16 protein-coding genes are annotated in these 14,699 nt (G+C 63.0%); 3 read left to right on the top strand and 13 right to left on the bottom strand.

The features are described from left to right. Positions 1-35: 35 nt before the first annotated feature. The 11 genes from FA94_RS23335 to FA94_RS23285 all read right to left on the bottom strand — a co-directional run bounded on the left by FA94_RS23335 (position 36) and on the right by FA94_RS23285 (position 10,269). Positions 36-1,079 carry a fimbrial protein gene (locus FA94_RS23335; protein ID WP_051980679.1) on the bottom strand — a complete coding sequence of 348 codons (1,044 nt, stop codon included), beginning with the start codon at positions 1,077-1,079 and terminating at the stop codon, positions 36-38. Continuing rightward, positions 1,076-3,637, bottom strand: coding sequence for a fimbria/pilus outer membrane usher protein (locus FA94_RS23330; protein ID WP_231585132.1), 2,562 nt, complete (start codon positions 3,635-3,637; stop codon positions 1,076-1,078). The genes FA94_RS23335 and FA94_RS23330 overlap by 4 nt, the downstream gene beginning before the upstream one ends. A gap of 75 nt (positions 3,638-3,712) precedes the next feature. Then, the gene (locus FA94_RS23325) at positions 3,713-4,471 is read right to left on the bottom strand and encodes a fimbrial biogenesis chaperone (RefSeq protein WP_035555694.1); all 759 of its coding nucleotides are present in this window, start codon (positions 4,469-4,471) and stop codon (positions 3,713-3,715) included. Positions 4,472-4,589: 118 nt separating this feature from the next. Continuing rightward, complete coding sequence (locus FA94_RS23320; RefSeq protein ID WP_035555690.1) at positions 4,590-5,135, bottom strand: fimbrial protein; 546 nt, start codon at positions 5,133-5,135, stop codon at positions 4,590-4,592. Positions 5,136-5,427: 292 nt separating this feature from the next. After that, positions 5,428-5,835: a universal stress protein gene (locus FA94_RS23315; RefSeq protein ID WP_408304231.1), complete on the bottom strand. Its 408-nt coding sequence runs from the start codon at positions 5,833-5,835 to the stop codon at positions 5,428-5,430. A gap of 147 nt (positions 5,836-5,982) precedes the next feature. Continuing rightward, entirely contained in the window at positions 5,983-6,333 is a 351-nt protein-coding gene (locus FA94_RS23310; protein ID WP_231585012.1) for a hypothetical protein, read from the bottom strand. A gap of 1 nt (position 6,334) precedes the next feature. Then, positions 6,335-6,550 carry a hypothetical protein gene (locus FA94_RS23305; protein ID WP_035555684.1) on the bottom strand — a complete coding sequence of 72 codons (216 nt, stop codon included), beginning with the start codon at positions 6,548-6,550 and terminating at the stop codon, positions 6,335-6,337. 176 nt (positions 6,551-6,726) lie between these two features. Further along, positions 6,727-8,022: a multicopper oxidase family protein gene (locus FA94_RS23300; RefSeq protein WP_035555680.1), complete on the bottom strand. Its 1,296-nt coding sequence runs from the start codon at positions 8,020-8,022 to the stop codon at positions 6,727-6,729. Position 8,023: 1 nt separating this feature from the next. Next, positions 8,024-9,448, bottom strand: a complete 1,425-nt coding sequence (locus FA94_RS23295) for a TolC family protein (RefSeq protein ID WP_408304228.1) — start codon at positions 9,446-9,448, stop codon at positions 8,024-8,026. Between the two features lie 8 nt (positions 9,449-9,456). Further along, positions 9,457-9,774 carry a hypothetical protein gene (locus tag FA94_RS23290; protein WP_035555670.1) on the bottom strand — a complete coding sequence of 106 codons (318 nt, stop codon included), beginning with the start codon at positions 9,772-9,774 and terminating at the stop codon, positions 9,457-9,459. Between the two features lie 90 nt (positions 9,775-9,864). Continuing rightward, positions 9,865-10,269, bottom strand: coding sequence for a hypothetical protein (locus tag FA94_RS23285; protein ID WP_353611444.1), 405 nt, complete (start codon positions 10,267-10,269; stop codon positions 9,865-9,867). A 211-nt stretch (positions 10,270-10,480) separates the two neighbouring features. On the opposite strand from FA94_RS23285, the gene FA94_RS23280 reads away from it, so the two are divergent. Then, the gene (locus FA94_RS23280; protein ID WP_035555664.1) at positions 10,481-10,678 is read left to right on the top strand and encodes a heavy-metal-associated domain-containing protein; all 198 of its coding nucleotides are present in this window, start codon (positions 10,481-10,483) and stop codon (positions 10,676-10,678) included. A 64-nt stretch (positions 10,679-10,742) separates the two neighbouring features. Then, positions 10,743-11,150, top strand: coding sequence for a CopM family metallochaperone (copM, locus tag FA94_RS23275; RefSeq protein ID WP_035555661.1), 408 nt, complete (start codon positions 10,743-10,745; stop codon positions 11,148-11,150). A gap of 50 nt (positions 11,151-11,200) precedes the next feature. On the opposite strand, the gene FA94_RS23270 is transcribed toward copM, so the two are convergent. Then, positions 11,201-12,010, bottom strand: a complete 810-nt coding sequence (locus FA94_RS23270; protein ID WP_035555658.1) for an alpha/beta fold hydrolase — start codon at positions 12,008-12,010, stop codon at positions 11,201-11,203. A 135-nt stretch (positions 12,011-12,145) separates the two neighbouring features. Here FA94_RS23270 and FA94_RS23265 point away from each other — a divergent pair, with 135 nt between their 5' ends. Then, a complete protein-coding gene (locus FA94_RS23265; RefSeq protein WP_035555654.1) occupies positions 12,146-13,066 on the top strand; it encodes a LysR family transcriptional regulator in 921 nt (306 codons plus the stop codon). Between the two features lies 1 nt (position 13,067). On the opposite strand, the gene FA94_RS23260 is transcribed toward FA94_RS23265, so the two are convergent. Continuing rightward, complete coding sequence (locus tag FA94_RS23260; RefSeq protein ID WP_051980678.1) at positions 13,068-14,690, bottom strand: tetratricopeptide repeat-containing glycosyltransferase family protein; 1,623 nt, start codon at positions 14,688-14,690, stop codon at positions 13,068-13,070. Positions 14,691-14,699 lie beyond the last annotated feature (9 nt).

The following is a 14,699-nucleotide window of genomic DNA, read 5'->3' as shown; positions in this document are numbered from 1 at the left end:
TGTTCGGTCTACCCGTCAGGCAAGCGCACGCAAGCTCACTGATAACTCATCGTAAAGGTCGCCAGCCCCTTCACCGTACCCGGCCCCACCGTCCCCGTCGAAATATACTGCGCCGTCAGCGGAATCCGCGTAGTGCTCGCCGATGCGCCCACCAGCCACTGATTCGGATTGCCCGCTATCGCTGAGTCGGGTCCAAAGCTGACCGCCGTGCCGCCGCTGTTCAACACACGCAGTTGCACGCCCGTCGCTGTCGACCCGCTCGCCAGCGTCAGATTGCTGGTGGTATTGCCGGGATTGGTCGCATCGGTCAAGGTCACGTAGACGTTCGCGCCGGCCTGGCAAGAGAGCCCGATGCTGAGCGCGGTGTTGCCCACCGTCGTGCCGGTCGACGTGAACGCGCTGGCGTTGACGGTCGGCAAAGTCACACTGACGGACGGCGTCGTGACCGTACAGGTGGTCGCCACGATCGAGGTGTTGTTCACCGAAATCGTCACCAGCGCCGCCGACGTCACGTTCAACGGAATGTTGTGACTCACCAGCGTGAACAACTGCGGAATGTTGATCGCGCCGCCGCTCGTCACCTGCGCGGCCGTTTTGACCAGTTGATAGCTAAACGTGAAATTGCCCTGAAACGCCGCGGTCGTGGTGATCGGCGCGCCGAAGTCGCTCCAGCTGCCCACGTTGAGCGTCGACAGCGTCCGGTTGCCGTAGGTCACGTCGACCACGCGAATGCCGATACCCGCAATGCCGGTATTCCATACGCCGGCCACCGGGCTACCCGTCAGTTGCGGGTAATACTGAATGTACCAACCGTTGTTGTACGGCGGCACCGTGCCGGGATTCGACGGACAGTTGACCGCGACCGTCGACGATTGCACCGGGCCGATCGCGGTGCCAACGGGCGTATCGCGCGGCACCGTCAGCGTGCCGAAACTGATCGCGGCCGAGCCGCTGATCGTGCATTGCAGCGCCGCCGCGTGAGCCGGCACACTGAAGGTCAACACCAGGCATCCCGCGATATAAAGCGTCAGCATGCCGAGCAGTTTCTTCAGCAAACCGAGTGACAGAAACCGGTTCATTGCGTCTTTCCTCCCGCGGACGAAGCCGCGCCTGCTTCGTTCGCCACGCCTGCCATGGCCCCGCATACCGCGTCGATGTGCGCGTACGCGCCGCGGTCCTCACCCTTCGGCGGCAAGTGATAGCCGAAGCCGCACTGTTCGTCGGCCGCGTCGCCCCACTTCACCGTGAGCGCGCCGTCGTCGGTCACGCCGCGCACGAAGAGGCGGCTGTTCTGGCCGATCGCACCCACACTCGTGCCCTTCGCGTCGAACACCGTTGCGCCGAATGGCAACGGCGCACCGTTCGGCAAGTGTGCCGAGATCACCGCCGCGCGGCCCGTGACGGTACCGAAGTGGATCATCACCACCGAGTTCGCGCGCGGCGCGACCTGCTGACTGGTCGACTTGAATTCGACGTCGAGCGGAATTCCCTTCGGATCGATGTCGACCGTGTTCAGGCTGTACGGCGTCAGATAAGGAATCACCGCATAACCGAAGTTGTCGATCCGCACGCCCGATGAGTTCGTGATGCGCGCGCCCTTCGCGTCTTTCGCTTCGACCACGCCGATCGTGTCACCAAGGTCGTTGGCGAACGTCACGCCGCCCGGATGCGCGACGATCGCGCCGGTCACACCCGCCGAAACCTGCGAGTAGCCCGAGCCGCCGCTTGCGCTGCCGGCGAGCGTCGCATACGGGCTGCGATACTGGCCGTTCACGCCGCCCGTGCTCGCGCCCGGCGCATGATTCGCGGTCACGCCGTAGGTGAATTCGTTGTCCACGCCGGCCGAACCGTTCAACATGGCCTGTTCGGACGAACCGCTCTGGTTGTTGTGCGTGAAGCTGGTCGACAGGGTCGGCGCATGCTGGCCGGTGCCGAGCGGAATCGACACGCTCGCGAAAATCTGATTGTTCATTTGTCCGGTCACGCCGTCGCGTTGTCGGGACAGCGAGACGTTGTAGCTGAAGTTGGTGCCGAGTGCGCGCAGCACGTTGTTGTAGCCGACCTGAAACTGCGTGGTGGTGCCGCCGCGATTCCAGTAGTCGAGTGTCGTGCCCACCACATACGCGTTGCCCCAGCCGTTGCCGAAGCTCTGGTTCATCGTCAGTTGAATCTGGTTGCGCTGCCGGTCTACCGCGTCTGGGTCCTGCCCGGCGGCCACCAGACTGCGCGCGAGCATCGCGTCGCGCAACGCCCAGAAACCGCTCGACGAATAGCGATACGCCGCGACCGTGAAATTCGTATTGGTGGCCGGCACCAGCTTGCTGTAGCTGACGCGCACGCTCTGGCCCGTGGTATTCGTCGCGCCGCGAATCTGCGCGCGCGCTTCGGTCACGTCCACGGCGACCGCGCCCAACGGTGTGTTGACCGCCGCGCCGAGTAGGCCCGCGAGATAGCCGTCGGCGACGATCGTCCCCGCGTAGCCGGTAATGACGTTGTTGAAGCCGTGTTGCACGGTGCCCTGCAGCAGATTGTCGTGCTGGCCGATCTGCGCGTCGCGCAACTGCCCCACGGCCACATTGAAACGCGTGATACCCGGCCGCAGTAACTGCGCGACCGACGCATACGGCACCGAGAAACTATGCTGGCTGCCGTCCGCTTCCGTGACCGTGACGAGCAGATTGCCGCCGTAGCCGGTGGCGTACAGGTCGTTGATTTCGAACGGCCCCGGCGCGACCGTGGTTTCGTAAAGCTTGTTGCCGTTCTGCGTGACGCTCACGCGCGCATTGGTCATGGCCACGCCGCGAATCAGCGGCGCGTAGCCGCGCAGCGAATCGGGCAGCATGCGGTCGTCGCTCGCGAGTTCCACGCCGCGAATGCCGATGCTGTCGAACACGGCGCCGTCGGTAAACGCATCGCCGATCGTCAACTGACTGCGAATCGACGGCAAATCGTGCTGCACATAGGTCGCGATGTTCTGATACGTGCGCGGCCCGTTCGATTGCCACGTCAGCGCCGAGTTCTGCCTGAAGTGCCAGCTACCGATATTGACGCCGCCGTTCAAGCCCAGATACGTCTGCGTGTTTGCCGCCACCGAGCCCGAACCGGTCACGCGAAACGAATTCAGGTTGTAGCCCAGCGTGGCCGACGTCACCCCTTCGTCCCAGAACTCGGGGCTCACGTACCCTTGCGGATTACGCAACAGGGCCGCTTGCGGGATGCTCAAATCGAGCCGCAAATCCGACAGATCGAACGATTGCGAGGCTCCGTCGACCAACGCCGCCACGCTCGCACATTGACCCGCCTGCGCTTTCGCGAGTTCGCCGCGGCCCTTGTCGGACAGTGCCGAAAAGTCGAGACCGAGACGTTCGATCAGCGGTTTATCGAAACACGGTGCGGCGCTCGTCGCGCCTTCGCGTGCGACAAAGCGCAGCGTGTCGTGACCGACCCAATTGCCGTTCACGTAGAGGTCCACCGTGTACTCGCCGGGCGGCACCGGATTGCCGCGCTCGAAACGCGACACGTCGACGCTCTCGCCTTTGGGTTTCATCAGAAAATCGCCGTTGAACTGCACGTCGGCAAGCGTCGTGGTGTCGGCGAATGCCGGCGTCGTGCTCCAGGCGGCGAGCGCACCGAGCATCACGGCATGGCTGCGCCTGAGCGCGAACCATGTTCCGGCACGCGGTCGCGCAGAGGGTTTCCGGGTGCGCATGATTTACTGGCCGATCTGGTCGCGAAGACGCTTGCCGCCGACACCGGCGCCGTAGTCGTTGAGGAAGGTGTAATCGACTTGCGCGGGCACCTCGGCGAGCGGCGCCACACTCCCGACGTCGAAGTCCGCGCTCGCGCCTGGATCGACCATGCCGCCCTTCTCGCTCGTCCAGTTGCTCGAACCTTCGGTGGCGACGATCTTGCTGAACGTCACGTGATAAGGCGTCGGGTTGGTCGCTTCCAGCGCGTAAGCGCCGTTGTCCTTGCGGACGAATTTCCAGCGCACCTGTGCGGCCGCGTCATCCGCATGGCCCGGCAATCCCGCCGGACGGAAGAAGAGTTTGATGCGCGAACGAAATGCCAATTGCAGCGAATTCGGCTGGTCCGCGGTCGTGCTCGTGGTTGCGCGCGGTGGCACTTCCAGCACGTTGAGCCAGAACAACGACTCCTTGTCTTGCGGCAATGGCTCCTGCGTGTATATCAAACGCAGGCTCTGCCCTTTCTTCGGATCGAGACGGAACAACGGCGGCGACAACGTGAACGGCACCTTCGACTCGTCCGGCAGCGCATTCGGATTGCCCGTGTCGAGCCATACCTGAACCAGTGCCGGCGCGTCGCCCTCGTTGCTGAGCTTCACGGTGACTTCACGCTCTTTCGCCTGATAGATCACCCGCGTGCCGCTGATCACCACGCCCGCTTGCGTACTGCCTGCCAACCATGACAACGCGAAAACCGTCATCGCTTTTGATATTTTCTTTCGCATTGTCATTCTGCAATCCCGATCTGAAGCACCACGCTGGAGGCGAACTCGCGACTCGCCTCGATCTCCTCGACAGCCGGCGTCCCAGAGACGCCGGCTGCCACCCCGTAGCGTTTTTTTCTTACTGATAGACGATCGAATACAGCACCGTGGTATTCACCGTGCCGGCGGTCGACGCGCCATTCGTCGCGACGTATTGCGCGAAATACTTGAGCGTCGCTGCACCGCTTGCCAGCGCAACGGCCTTCGAGTTTTGCGAAGCTTGTGCCGCGCCGAGCGTGATCACGCTGCTGTCGCCGTTGAGCAGACCGATTTCGACGTTGGTCGCCGTGCCCGATGCGTTGATCAACTGGCCGGTCGTCGTGTCGACGGTGGCGCCCGGCTCGAAATAGGTCGACACGTTGCCGGAATTCGGCGTGCAGTTCGACAGCGCGATGTTGAACGGCGTGCGGCCCGCGGTCGTGCCGGCGGTGGCGAGTGCCGAGGTCGAGACGGTCGGCAGCGTGACGGTGAAGTTCTTGCCGCCGCCATTGCCGCTGATCGTGCAGGTCTGGCTAGTGATCTGACCGGTGAAGGTAATCGTGCCGTCAGCCGCATGCGAAACGGCCGGCACGGCGGCTGCGGCAGCGATAGCCGCGGCGACAACGCCTGAGCGCGTGATTTTCATGGTGAGTCCCGTTGATGATAAGTAATACGTCGTATTTGAAAGACTGCCTGTGTGGCGGGTTCAGCGATGGCGTTGCGCTCAACCGACCGCGCCGGGGCTCATTATCAGGAGAACGATGAGCGGGGACAGTCAAGCAATGTCAAGCAAAGTGACGGAAGGTTGAAGCAGTGTTAAAACGAGGGAATGTACGGAGTAGAAAGCGACGCGCCTGCAATTGCAGGGCAATAAAGCGGGGGGACGCTGCTGCGATTCGTCGAAATACGCGTTGAACGAAGCAGCGCCGACTACGTAGTTAATGCACCATCGTCACGGGCGTGACCGTGCGGCGCGCCAGCGAAGCCAGCGTGACCATTCTGCGGAAAAAGCTCATATGGCTGGCGTCGATCACCATGACGTCGGGTTGCGTCAGCGCCGCGTAATCGGCGATGGCTTTGGTGCGGTGACCGAATACCCGTTTCCAGTGATACGGCACGCCGGCTTCTTCGAGGATCGTGCGGACGTCGATTAACGCCTTCAGCATGGCGCGTTTTTCGTCCCGCACGAGTGAGCTGCGAGAGTGGAACGCCGCAGCTCTCCCCTGATCGATGGGTTCGAGCACTTCCAGCAACTCCACCTCGGTGACGCCGCGCTCCAGAAACAGGAAGGCCGCGTAACGTGCGGCTTCGACCGCGCCGCCATTGTCGAGGACAGGGATCAACATTCGTATCATGGGGCACCCGTAGCCGCTATTCGATACTTTGAGCTTATCCAATGCCGCGTTAAAAGCGCGTAAAAGTATCGGCGGGTTTTAACGGGGATCTTGCAATGCGCGATTCAAGCCGGCTCACGGCCGGCATTCAAGTTCGGGTTAAACCTGGATCGCGGCGGGATTCAACTCGATATGCAGAATCACCAGCCAGCGTTTCGGACAATCCTCCGCGATCCGCAATACCTGCTTGCCGTCGCCGGTCTTCTTGACGAAGCCCTTCTCGCGAGCGAAGCCGAACGCGCGGCGCGCGTCGGACTGTAGCCAGAGCGTCAGCAGGCCGCAGGTCACACAGCTAAACAGCCAGATCGCGTCATGAGGCAGCGCCGAATCGAGTTGCTGCGCGACATACGTGAAAATGGTCGTGAGCACCTGGTTGGTGACGAAAGCAATCGCCACGACCTTGCACAGTCCGCGGAACATCATGGCCTGTTTTGACGGTGTCGCGGCCATGTCAGACTCCAAGCATCCGGCGCGCTTCGACTTCGGCCAGTTCGAGCGCTTGGGCGGCGCTACGCATCGGCCGGCCGCAACCGCGCCCGATGACTTGCTGAATCTCCTTGTCGCCGCGTCGGGTCGTCACGCGTAGCGCGCCTTTGAACATCTGCCCCGGCGCGGGAAACACGCAAGCCTCGACAGTCACGTTGCCCTTCGTTTGTTTGAATGCCATACAGCCTCCAGCGAATTTCATCGTAGTTGCGGCGAACCGCCAACCCCAGACGATACGCAAGAGGCCGTAAAAAGCGGGCAACGATCGTGGTCGGCGGTGTAAAAAACCTGTGAAAGCCGGGCTTGGCAGCGGCCTGGAATCACAGGTTGCCGATCGACAGGAAGCGACGCCTAACCTCAACCCTCCGGCAACTCGCCGGTGTACTCATAGGCCACCGTCCCCTTCGGATGCCTGAACCAGCCTGGATCGCGATAGTCGTCGCGCCCGAGTCCCTCGCGCACTTTGACGACGCTAAACATGCCGCCCATTTCCAGCGCGCCGAACGGGCCGGTGCCGGTCATCATCGGCAGCGTGTTGTCGGGCAGCGGCATCTCCATGCCGCCCATCGCGCCACCCGTGCCGCCCATCGCCATGTAGCCGGGAACCAGTTTGTTGATGCGCTGCGCGAGGTCCTTCTGCGGCACGCCGATCAGGTTCGGCACCTGGTGTCCCATCGCGTTCATCGTGTGATGCGACTTGTGGCAATGAAACGCCCAATCGCCGGGGCGGTTCGCGGTGAACTCGATCGCGCGCATCTGCCCGACCGCGACGTCCGCGGTCACCTCGGGCCAACGCGCGGACGGCGGAATCCAGCCGCCGTCCGTGCCCACCACTTCGAAGTGATAGCCGTGCAGATGAACCGGATGATTGGTCATGGTCAGATTGCCGACGCGAATCCGCACCCGGTCGCCGGCGCGCACCGGCAACGCGTCGATGCCCGGAAACACGCGCGCATTCCACGTCCACAGATTGAAGTCGGTCATCTCGTTGACGCGCGGCGTGAAACTGCCCGGATCGATGTCGTACGCGGACATGATGAACACGAAGTCGCGATCCACCCGCATCACGCCCGGGTCTTTCGGATGGACGATGAACGTGCCCATCATGCCCATCGCCATCTGCACCATTTCGTCCGCGTGCGGGTGATACATGAAGGTGCCGTGTTTCTCCAACTGGAACTCGTAAACGAAGGTCTTGCCCGGCGCAATATGCGGCTGCGTAAGACCGCCCACGCCGTCCATTCCGCACGGCAACAGCATGCCGTGCCAGTGAACCGTGGTGTGTTCCGGCAGCCGGTTCGTCACGAAGATGCGTACCTTGTCGCCTTCCACGGCCTCGATCGTCGGGCCGGGCGCCTGCCCGTTGTAACCCCACAGATTCGCGCTCATGCCCGGCGCCATTTCCCGCACCACGGGTTCGGCGATCAGATGAAACTCTTTCCAGCCGTTCTTCATGCGCCACGGTAACGACCAGCCGTTTAGCGTGGCGACGGGTGTATAAGGCCGGCCATTGGCCGGCGCGAGCGGCGGCTGCATCGTGGCGGTGGCCATCGTGGGCGCTTCGGGCAACGACGCCGCACCAGCCTTGCTGACCAGTGCCGCGCCCAGCAAAGCGGCGCCCGAGCCGCCGAGAAAATGTCGACGTGTCACCATGTCATTGACCTTTGGATTCATTGGATGAGGCGGTTTGCGTCGCCGGTAAGAGAGGGGTCGCGGCCAGCGCGGCAGGCGGCAAACGGCCGCCAAGCGCTAGTTCCAGATCGGTTTCGGCGAGCCAGTAATCTTTCAACGCGTCGATCGCGCTATTTACCGCGCCGATCTGCTCGCGCGAATCGGCGAGCAGTTCGAACACGCTCGCGAGCATGCCGTTGTAGCGAAGCAGCAGTTCGTCCGAAATGGTTTTGCGGAGCGGCACGACTTCGTCTCGGTAGTGCCTGGCGAGCTCGTAGTCGCTCATATAGGCGGAATACGCTTCACGGACCTCGGAACGCGCGTCGATCGCCGTCTCGCCAAGCCGGTTCGCCGATTGCAGATAGATCGCCTCGGCGCGCGCCACCTTCGCGCCGCCCCAATCGAACACCGGAATTTCGACGCTGATTTCGTAGCCCTGCTCGCGGCCGTCGGAGGTGGTGAAATTGTTCTGATAGCCGACGTCCAGCGCATTGATGAAGCGCGTGGCCTGGCTTAAGCCCAGTGAACTCGCGACGCTTTGCGTTTGCAGTTTCGCCGCCTGAACGTCGAGGCGGTTGGTCATGGCGAAGCGCTCCAGGTCGGGCAACCCGGCACGCTCGCGAGGAAGATCGGGTAAGCGTTCGGGCAGCGCGTATTGCGACGCTTGCGAGCCCCACAGGCCCATCACGCGGGTGAGCTTCTCTCGCCCCGCCACCGACACCTGCTGCGCTCGCACACCTTGCGCCATGGTTTCCGCGTAGAAGGCCTGCTCGCGCGCGTATTCCAGCTTGCTGAAATGACCGGCTTGCTGCATCCGCAACGCGAGTTCGGCGCTCGCTTGCGCGGCGTCCGTCACCTGCACCGCGTAGGCCGCGGATTGCTTCGCTGCCACCGCGTTGATGTACGCGCGTCGCGCATCGGCCGCGACTTTTAGCATCGCGTCCGCCGCGAGCAAACGGGTCCGCTCGAAGCGACGGCTTTCGATCCGCGTGGCCAGCGGCATCGTCAGCACGTTCATGAGGCCGAGCGTGAACGTGCGGCTGATGCTCAGGTCGTTGCCGCCGTGCGTGCGGTTAAACGTGAAGCCAGGATTCGGCAGCCGCCCTGCCTGAACCAGATCGGCTTCGGCGATACCTAGCTCGCTGTACGCGCCTTGCAGGCCGCGATTGTTCAATAGCGCGATCTGGACCGCGTCGTCCATGTCGAGCGGTTTGGCCAGCAGTTCATCGGTGCGTTTGGCGACCGCGCTGCGGTCCTGATCCGTGGTGATTAACGCGGCCTCTTTGCCGAGCCGTTCCGAGGCTGTGCTGGAAACGGTCGCGAATCCGCCGTCTTTCGAAAACGTCGTGCAGCCGGCGAGCAATAAAACCGCCGCGGCAATGGCCAATACACGGGAAGTGGGAAACATGGGCCGACTCATTTCATCGGCTCCTCGTGGGAAGCACCGTGCATGTCATGCCCTGCGCCGGCGCTGGCGCTCATGGAATGCATCATGTCGTGATGCATGCCGGCGTCACCGGACGACGGTTTCGTGACCGCGCGATTGAGCGCCTGCCAGGTCGGCGCGTCCGGCTCGCGGTAACTCACGTAGTCCGCGAAGAAGGACGGCGCGCTGAGCGCGGGTGTCGACGCGGCGGCATCCGCCGGGTCGGGAATGACAGAGGGGGTTTGGGCGTGCACGAGCGACGGCAAGCCTGCCGTCGCGGCGAGCAGCGCCACAATAAACGTTCGCATGAATTGTCTCGTCGTATGTCGTCCCGGCCGCCGACATGAAGCCGGCCGCCGGAGCGAATGGGAACCACGCAGCGCGAGGCTGCGAAAGAACTAGACGAGTGAGAGCCGCGGAGGCCGTTCGATGCCGTCCGTCAGAAACGACGCGACACGAACAGCGGGAGGCAGGGGAACGGTGAAATGAATAGGTTCGACCGACAGGGACGCCGCCGCGGTATTCGGCAACGCGCCGCCGAAACAGCACGCGGCGCAGGTCGAGCACGCGTGCGCGTGATGCTCGCCGCCAACGGTGCCGTGATGCGGAAGATGGACGCTATGGCCCATATCACTGGCTTGCGCGGCCATCATCGCGGCGTGGTCATGATGTTGAAGCTGCTGAAGCTGGCTCGCAACAGGCTCATGACGCACGGGCGCTCTCTCGCCGATGGAATACGAGGAATCGCATTTCATGGAGACGGCCGCGAACGACTGAACCGGAAGGCTCAGCACGAGCAGCACGACGATGAGGAGTTTGCGCCAGTAAGACATGGGAACGGAGTCTAGCACGCTGATTAAGGCGACTGTAAGGCCAGAAGCGCGTCTCGCGCGACGAGATACAGTGATGCCCAATATCAGTCGAATACATGAACCAATACGCTTGACCTTACTGCGGTGGGAAGGTCCACGCTTGAGTCCTGGCCACTCATTAACGACTCATTGGAGGCAGCAAATGGAATTCGAAATCCCGGATATGACGTGCGGCGGATGCGCCAATGCGATCAAGCGCGCGGTCACCCAACTCGACCCCGCCGCGAAGCTCGACGTCGACGTCCCCGTTAAAATCGTCAAGGTCACGTCGACGCAATCGTCGCAGCGGATCATCGAGGTCATCGAGGCAGCGGGTTTTCATCCGTTGGCGAGAGCCTGAATGAAATGAACCGCTGCCGATAAACGCATCGACCAGGACACCCTTTTCCTAACGGACATCCACCATGAAAAACCTTCGCGCCTTTCGCGCCCTCTGTCTGTTCAGCGGCCTGGCGTTTGCCGTCGCGGCCGCGCCGGTTCACGCGCAGCAAAGCGGCACCATGCCCGGCATGCCGGGCATGAAAATGCCGGCTTCGACAGGCGCCGGCTCGAGCGATTCGACGCAAGCGTTCAAGGCCGCCGACGACAAGATGATGCAAGGCATGAGCGCGCCCGCCTACACCGGCGACACCGACAAGGATTTCGTCGCGCATATGATTCCGCACCATCAGGGCGCGGTTGAAATGGCGCAAGTGGAATTGAAATACGGCAAGGACCCGGAGTTGAAGCGCCTGGCTCGCAACATCATCAAGGCCCAGCACGATGAAATCGCGTTCATGCAACGTTGGCAGGCGAAACACGGCGTGAAGTAAAAGAGCAGCCGGGGCCGGCGAAAAAGCGCCCCGGTACTCCCGCCTACCCGTTACGCGTCGTGCTCAACGCGCGCGAGACGCCGAACGAAGTCGTGAATCCGCTCTGCGACTTCAGCCGGTGCTTCGAGCGGCGATAAATGCCCGACACCGGGCAGCACATGCATCACCGCGTGCGGAATGCGGCCGAGCACTTCCCGCTGCAGCACCGCCACGCTATCCACGCGATCCAGTTCGCCGGCAATGATCGTGGTCGGCACATCGATCGAGGCGACTTCACGCGTAATGTCTTCACGGCTCGTGGCTCGCGGCCACGCGGCCTTCGCTTCGGGCGCGCCACGCAAGCTGTCTTCGATCACTTGCCGGCGATGCGCGGGGCTCAATGGTTTCGCGCACAACATGCCGTCAATGGACGCTTCGACCGAAGCCGGCGTGGCATAAGCGCTTTCCATCTGCGCCAACGCTTCGGCCGGCAATTGCAACGGCACCGGCGGCGACGGCGCGACCAGCACGAGACCGGCCAGACCTTGCGGACGGCGCGCCGCCAGCAACTGCGCCACCTTACCGCCCATCGAATGCCCGACCAGCACGAAGCGCCGCAGCGCGAGCGCTTCGATCACGCGCTGAGCGTCGTCGGCGAGATCGGCGAGTGCGTATCCGGCGGCCGGCTTGTCCGAATCGCCCCAGCCGCGGTGATCCGGCGCGACCGTTCGGTACACGTTCGGCAGCGCGGCGATCACGTCGTGCCACGTGCGCGACGAGCCGCCCCAGTAATGCAGAAACACAAGAGCGGGCGTGTCGCCGCCGTCGTCGAAACCCAGTTCCCTCACGTGAATCCGTACACCATTCGAGTCGATTTTCATTTGAAACTCCCTGCGCGTTGAGCCTGTCTCTGCCCGTCGTCAGGCATTGAGTTCGATGGTAGATTTAATCGTGTCTCGCGATAATCCCGGTTGCATTATCATGATTCGATCGTAAAACTATCGACTGGAGTCGCCATGGATCGTTTCGCCAGCATCGCGGTGTTCGTCGCCGCGGTCGACGAAGGCAGCCTTGTCGCGGCAGGCCGGCGCTTCGGCTTATCGGCGTCGATGGCCGGCAAGCATTTGAGCGGGCTCGAAGCCGAACTCAAGGTGCGCCTGTTACAACGCAGTACCCGCAGCCTGAGCCTGACGGACGCCGGCCGCGCGTATTACGCTCGCTGCAAGCGCATTCTCGACGAGTTCGACGACGCCAACCGCGAGGCGAGCGACGCGCAGCGGATCGCGAGCGGCATGCTGCGCGTCGCCGCGCCGGTCACGTTCGGCGCGATGCATATGGGGGACGTGGTGACGCGATATCTGAGCGACCACCCTCACGTCGACATCGACATTGCGCTCGACGATCGCTACGTGGATCTGCAAAACGACGGCATCGACGTCGCGATCCGGATTGGCCGATTACCGGACTCGCAGCTCGTCGCACGTCGGCTGGCGCCCTGCCGGATGGTGATCTGCGCGTCGCCGGCTTTTCTCGCGCGCGAAGGCGTGCCGCACACGCCCGGCGATCTGGCTCGTGCGCCGCGTCTCGCGTTCAGCGAGGCCGTGTCGGCGGGCGAATGGACGTTGCTGGACGAGCAGGATCGCTATCACGTGATCGGCGGCCCGCTGCGAATGCAGGCCAACAACATGCAGATGCTGGTGGCGGGCGCACTCGCCGGTATCGGCATTGCGTACGGTCCCACTTTCGTATTCGGCGAGCACATCAAGGCGGGCAATCTCGTCGTGCTGCTGCCGGGTTTCAGAGCGCCCGAGCTGACGATTCACGCGGTGTATCCGTCCGCGCGTTACGTGCCTTCGAAGGTGCGGCGGTTTATCGATTGCCTGGTCGAGGCGTTTGGCGACGAACCGCCTTGGGACAGTTTTCGGGCCGTCCCTTGAATTACGCTTCAAACACCTCGACACAGGCCTGCCGTACCCGTTCGATCACCGCAGGCCAACGTCCACCCAAAGGCTGACGAAACAGCCGGATCGTCTCCGGATACCACGGCGAGTCGTCGCGTTCGAGCATCCAGCGCCAGTCGACGGACTGCTCCGGCAACATCACCCAGCAGCGCGTACCGACCGACGCCGCGAGATGCGCAATCGCCGTATCCACGCAGATCACCAGATCGAGTTGCGCGACGATCGCGGCGCTATCCGCCATGTCCTTCGTTGCAGAACCGAGATGCAGCAGCGGCTGTTCGGCGGGCGGCGATTGCGCCTCGTCCTCTCCGTCGCCTTTTTGCAGACTCACGAAGCTCACACCAGGCAAACGCCAAATCGGCGCGAGCATCGCGAGGGACGACAGTGAGCGGTTCGCGTCGTTCTGGTGGAGCGCATTGCCTTTCCAGACGAGTCCGATTCTGCGGCCCGAGGGAAGTGTTGCGAGGCGCTCGCGCCAGACGTCGGCGAGTGAGGGATCGAGGTTCAGCCGAAGAGGCGGCGGCATCGTTTCCGTCGTTGTCCGCAGGTAAAACGGCACACTCAACGGACTCGTCCAGTAGTCGTAACTCGACGCCGCGGCCCAGCCCGCCTCGTGCGTCAACACCACGTCGACGCCCTCCACCGTGGCGAACAGCCGATGCAGCGACGCAGCGCAGACAAACGCGACCTGCGCCGCGCCTTGCGCCTTCAGCAGCGGCAGATAGCGGCCGAAATGAATCGCATCGCCGAGTCCGCCCTCCTGCCAGACCAGCAGTTTTTTCCCCACCAGCGATTCGCCTTGCCAGCGCGGACGCCCGACGACCTTCTGCGTCTTATGTTGCATCGACCCAGGGTCCGCATGACGCGCGTCATGCAACCGCCAGCCTTCGTCGAAGCGCCCCATGCTCAGCAGCAGCGTGGCCAGCGCGAACCGCGCCATGTGATAGTCATCGCTAACGGCAAGCGCCTGCCGGTAGGCGGCCTCCGCATCCGTCAGACGGCCCAGTTCCTTCAGGATGTTGCCGAGGTTGCTGTACCCCATGACGAAATCGGGACGCAGTGCGATAGCGCGCCGATAGGCATCGGCGGCTTCGCTCCAGCGGCCTAGCGGTCTCAACACAGTGCCGAGGTTGTAATGAAACTCGAGGCGATCAGGCAGAATGCGCGACGCTTGCCGATACGCCGCTTCCGCTTCGGCCATGCGCGCCTGGTCCTGAAGGAGTGAGCCGAGCTGGTTGTGAACGTCCGCGAGATCGGGGCACACGTCGAGCAATTGCCGCAATAACGCTTCCACGTCAGCCAGGCGGTTGAGACCCTTCAGCAAGGTGGCGAGGTTCAGGTACGCATCCGCGAAACGAGGATTCGTTTCGATAGCGCGACGCCAGTAAGCCTCGGCGTCGGCGAGATCGCCCAGACCAAGCGAACTGACGGCCGCGAGTTGCAACGCCTCGGCTAATTCCTTGGGCGGCAACGGCGGCTGCAAGTCGAGCAGCGGCTTCACCTTGTTCAGCGCGTCGATGAATCTCGCCGACGGATCCGGCTGCGCTACCGGCTCGTCTTGAGCCGAACGGGAAGGTTCACCAAGGGAAGACGGACACATAAGCAGATC

Origin of the sequence: Burkholderia sp. 9120, from assembly GCF_000745015.1 — a bacterium.
Lineage (GTDB): Bacteria > Pseudomonadota > Gammaproteobacteria > Burkholderiales > Burkholderiaceae > Paraburkholderia.
This window is presented reverse-complemented; position numbering and strand designations above follow the sequence as displayed.

Excerpts from the sequence above, each read along its gene's own strand:
- FA94_RS23335 (WP_051980679.1), bottom strand. The coding sequence starts at position 1,079 with ATGAACCGGTTTCTGTCACTCGGTTTGCTGAAGAAACTGCTCGGCATG.
- FA94_RS23330 (WP_231585132.1), bottom strand. The coding sequence starts at position 3,637 with ATGCTCGGTGCGCTCGCCGCCTGGAGCACGACGCCGGCATTCGCCGAC.
- FA94_RS23325 (WP_035555694.1), bottom strand. The coding sequence starts at position 4,471 with ATGCGAAAGAAAATATCAAAAGCGATGACGGTTTTCGCGTTGTCATGG.
- FA94_RS23320 (WP_035555690.1), bottom strand. The coding sequence starts at position 5,135 with ATGAAAATCACGCGCTCAGGCGTTGTCGCCGCGGCTATCGCTGCCGCA.
- FA94_RS23315 (WP_408304231.1), bottom strand. The coding sequence starts at position 5,835 with ATGTTGATCCCTGTCCTCGACAATGGCGGCGCGGTCGAAGCCGCACGT.
- FA94_RS23310 (WP_231585012.1), bottom strand. The coding sequence starts at position 6,333 with ATGGCCGCGACACCGTCAAAACAGGCCATGATGTTCCGCGGACTGTGC.
- FA94_RS23305 (WP_035555684.1), bottom strand. The coding sequence starts at position 6,550 with ATGGCATTCAAACAAACGAAGGGCAACGTGACTGTCGAGGCTTGCGTG.
- FA94_RS23300 (WP_035555680.1), bottom strand. The coding sequence starts at position 8,022 with ATGGTGACACGTCGACATTTTCTCGGCGGCTCGGGCGCCGCTTTGCTG.
- FA94_RS23295 (WP_408304228.1), bottom strand. The coding sequence starts at position 9,448 with ATGTTTCCCACTTCCCGTGTATTGGCCATTGCCGCGGCGGTTTTATTG.
- FA94_RS23290 (WP_035555670.1), bottom strand. The coding sequence starts at position 9,774 with ATGCGAACGTTTATTGTGGCGCTGCTCGCCGCGACGGCAGGCTTGCCG.
- FA94_RS23280 (WP_035555664.1), top strand. The coding sequence starts at position 10,481 with ATGGAATTCGAAATCCCGGATATGACGTGCGGCGGATGCGCCAATGCG.
- copM (WP_035555661.1), top strand. The coding sequence starts at position 10,743 with ATGAAAAACCTTCGCGCCTTTCGCGCCCTCTGTCTGTTCAGCGGCCTG.
- FA94_RS23270 (WP_035555658.1), bottom strand. The coding sequence starts at position 12,010 with ATGAAAATCGACTCGAATGGTGTACGGATTCACGTGAGGGAACTGGGT.
- FA94_RS23265 (WP_035555654.1), top strand. The coding sequence starts at position 12,146 with ATGGATCGTTTCGCCAGCATCGCGGTGTTCGTCGCCGCGGTCGACGAA.
- FA94_RS23260 (WP_051980678.1), bottom strand. The coding sequence starts at position 14,690 with ATGTGTCCGTCTTCCCTTGGTGAACCTTCCCGTTCGGCTCAAGACGAG.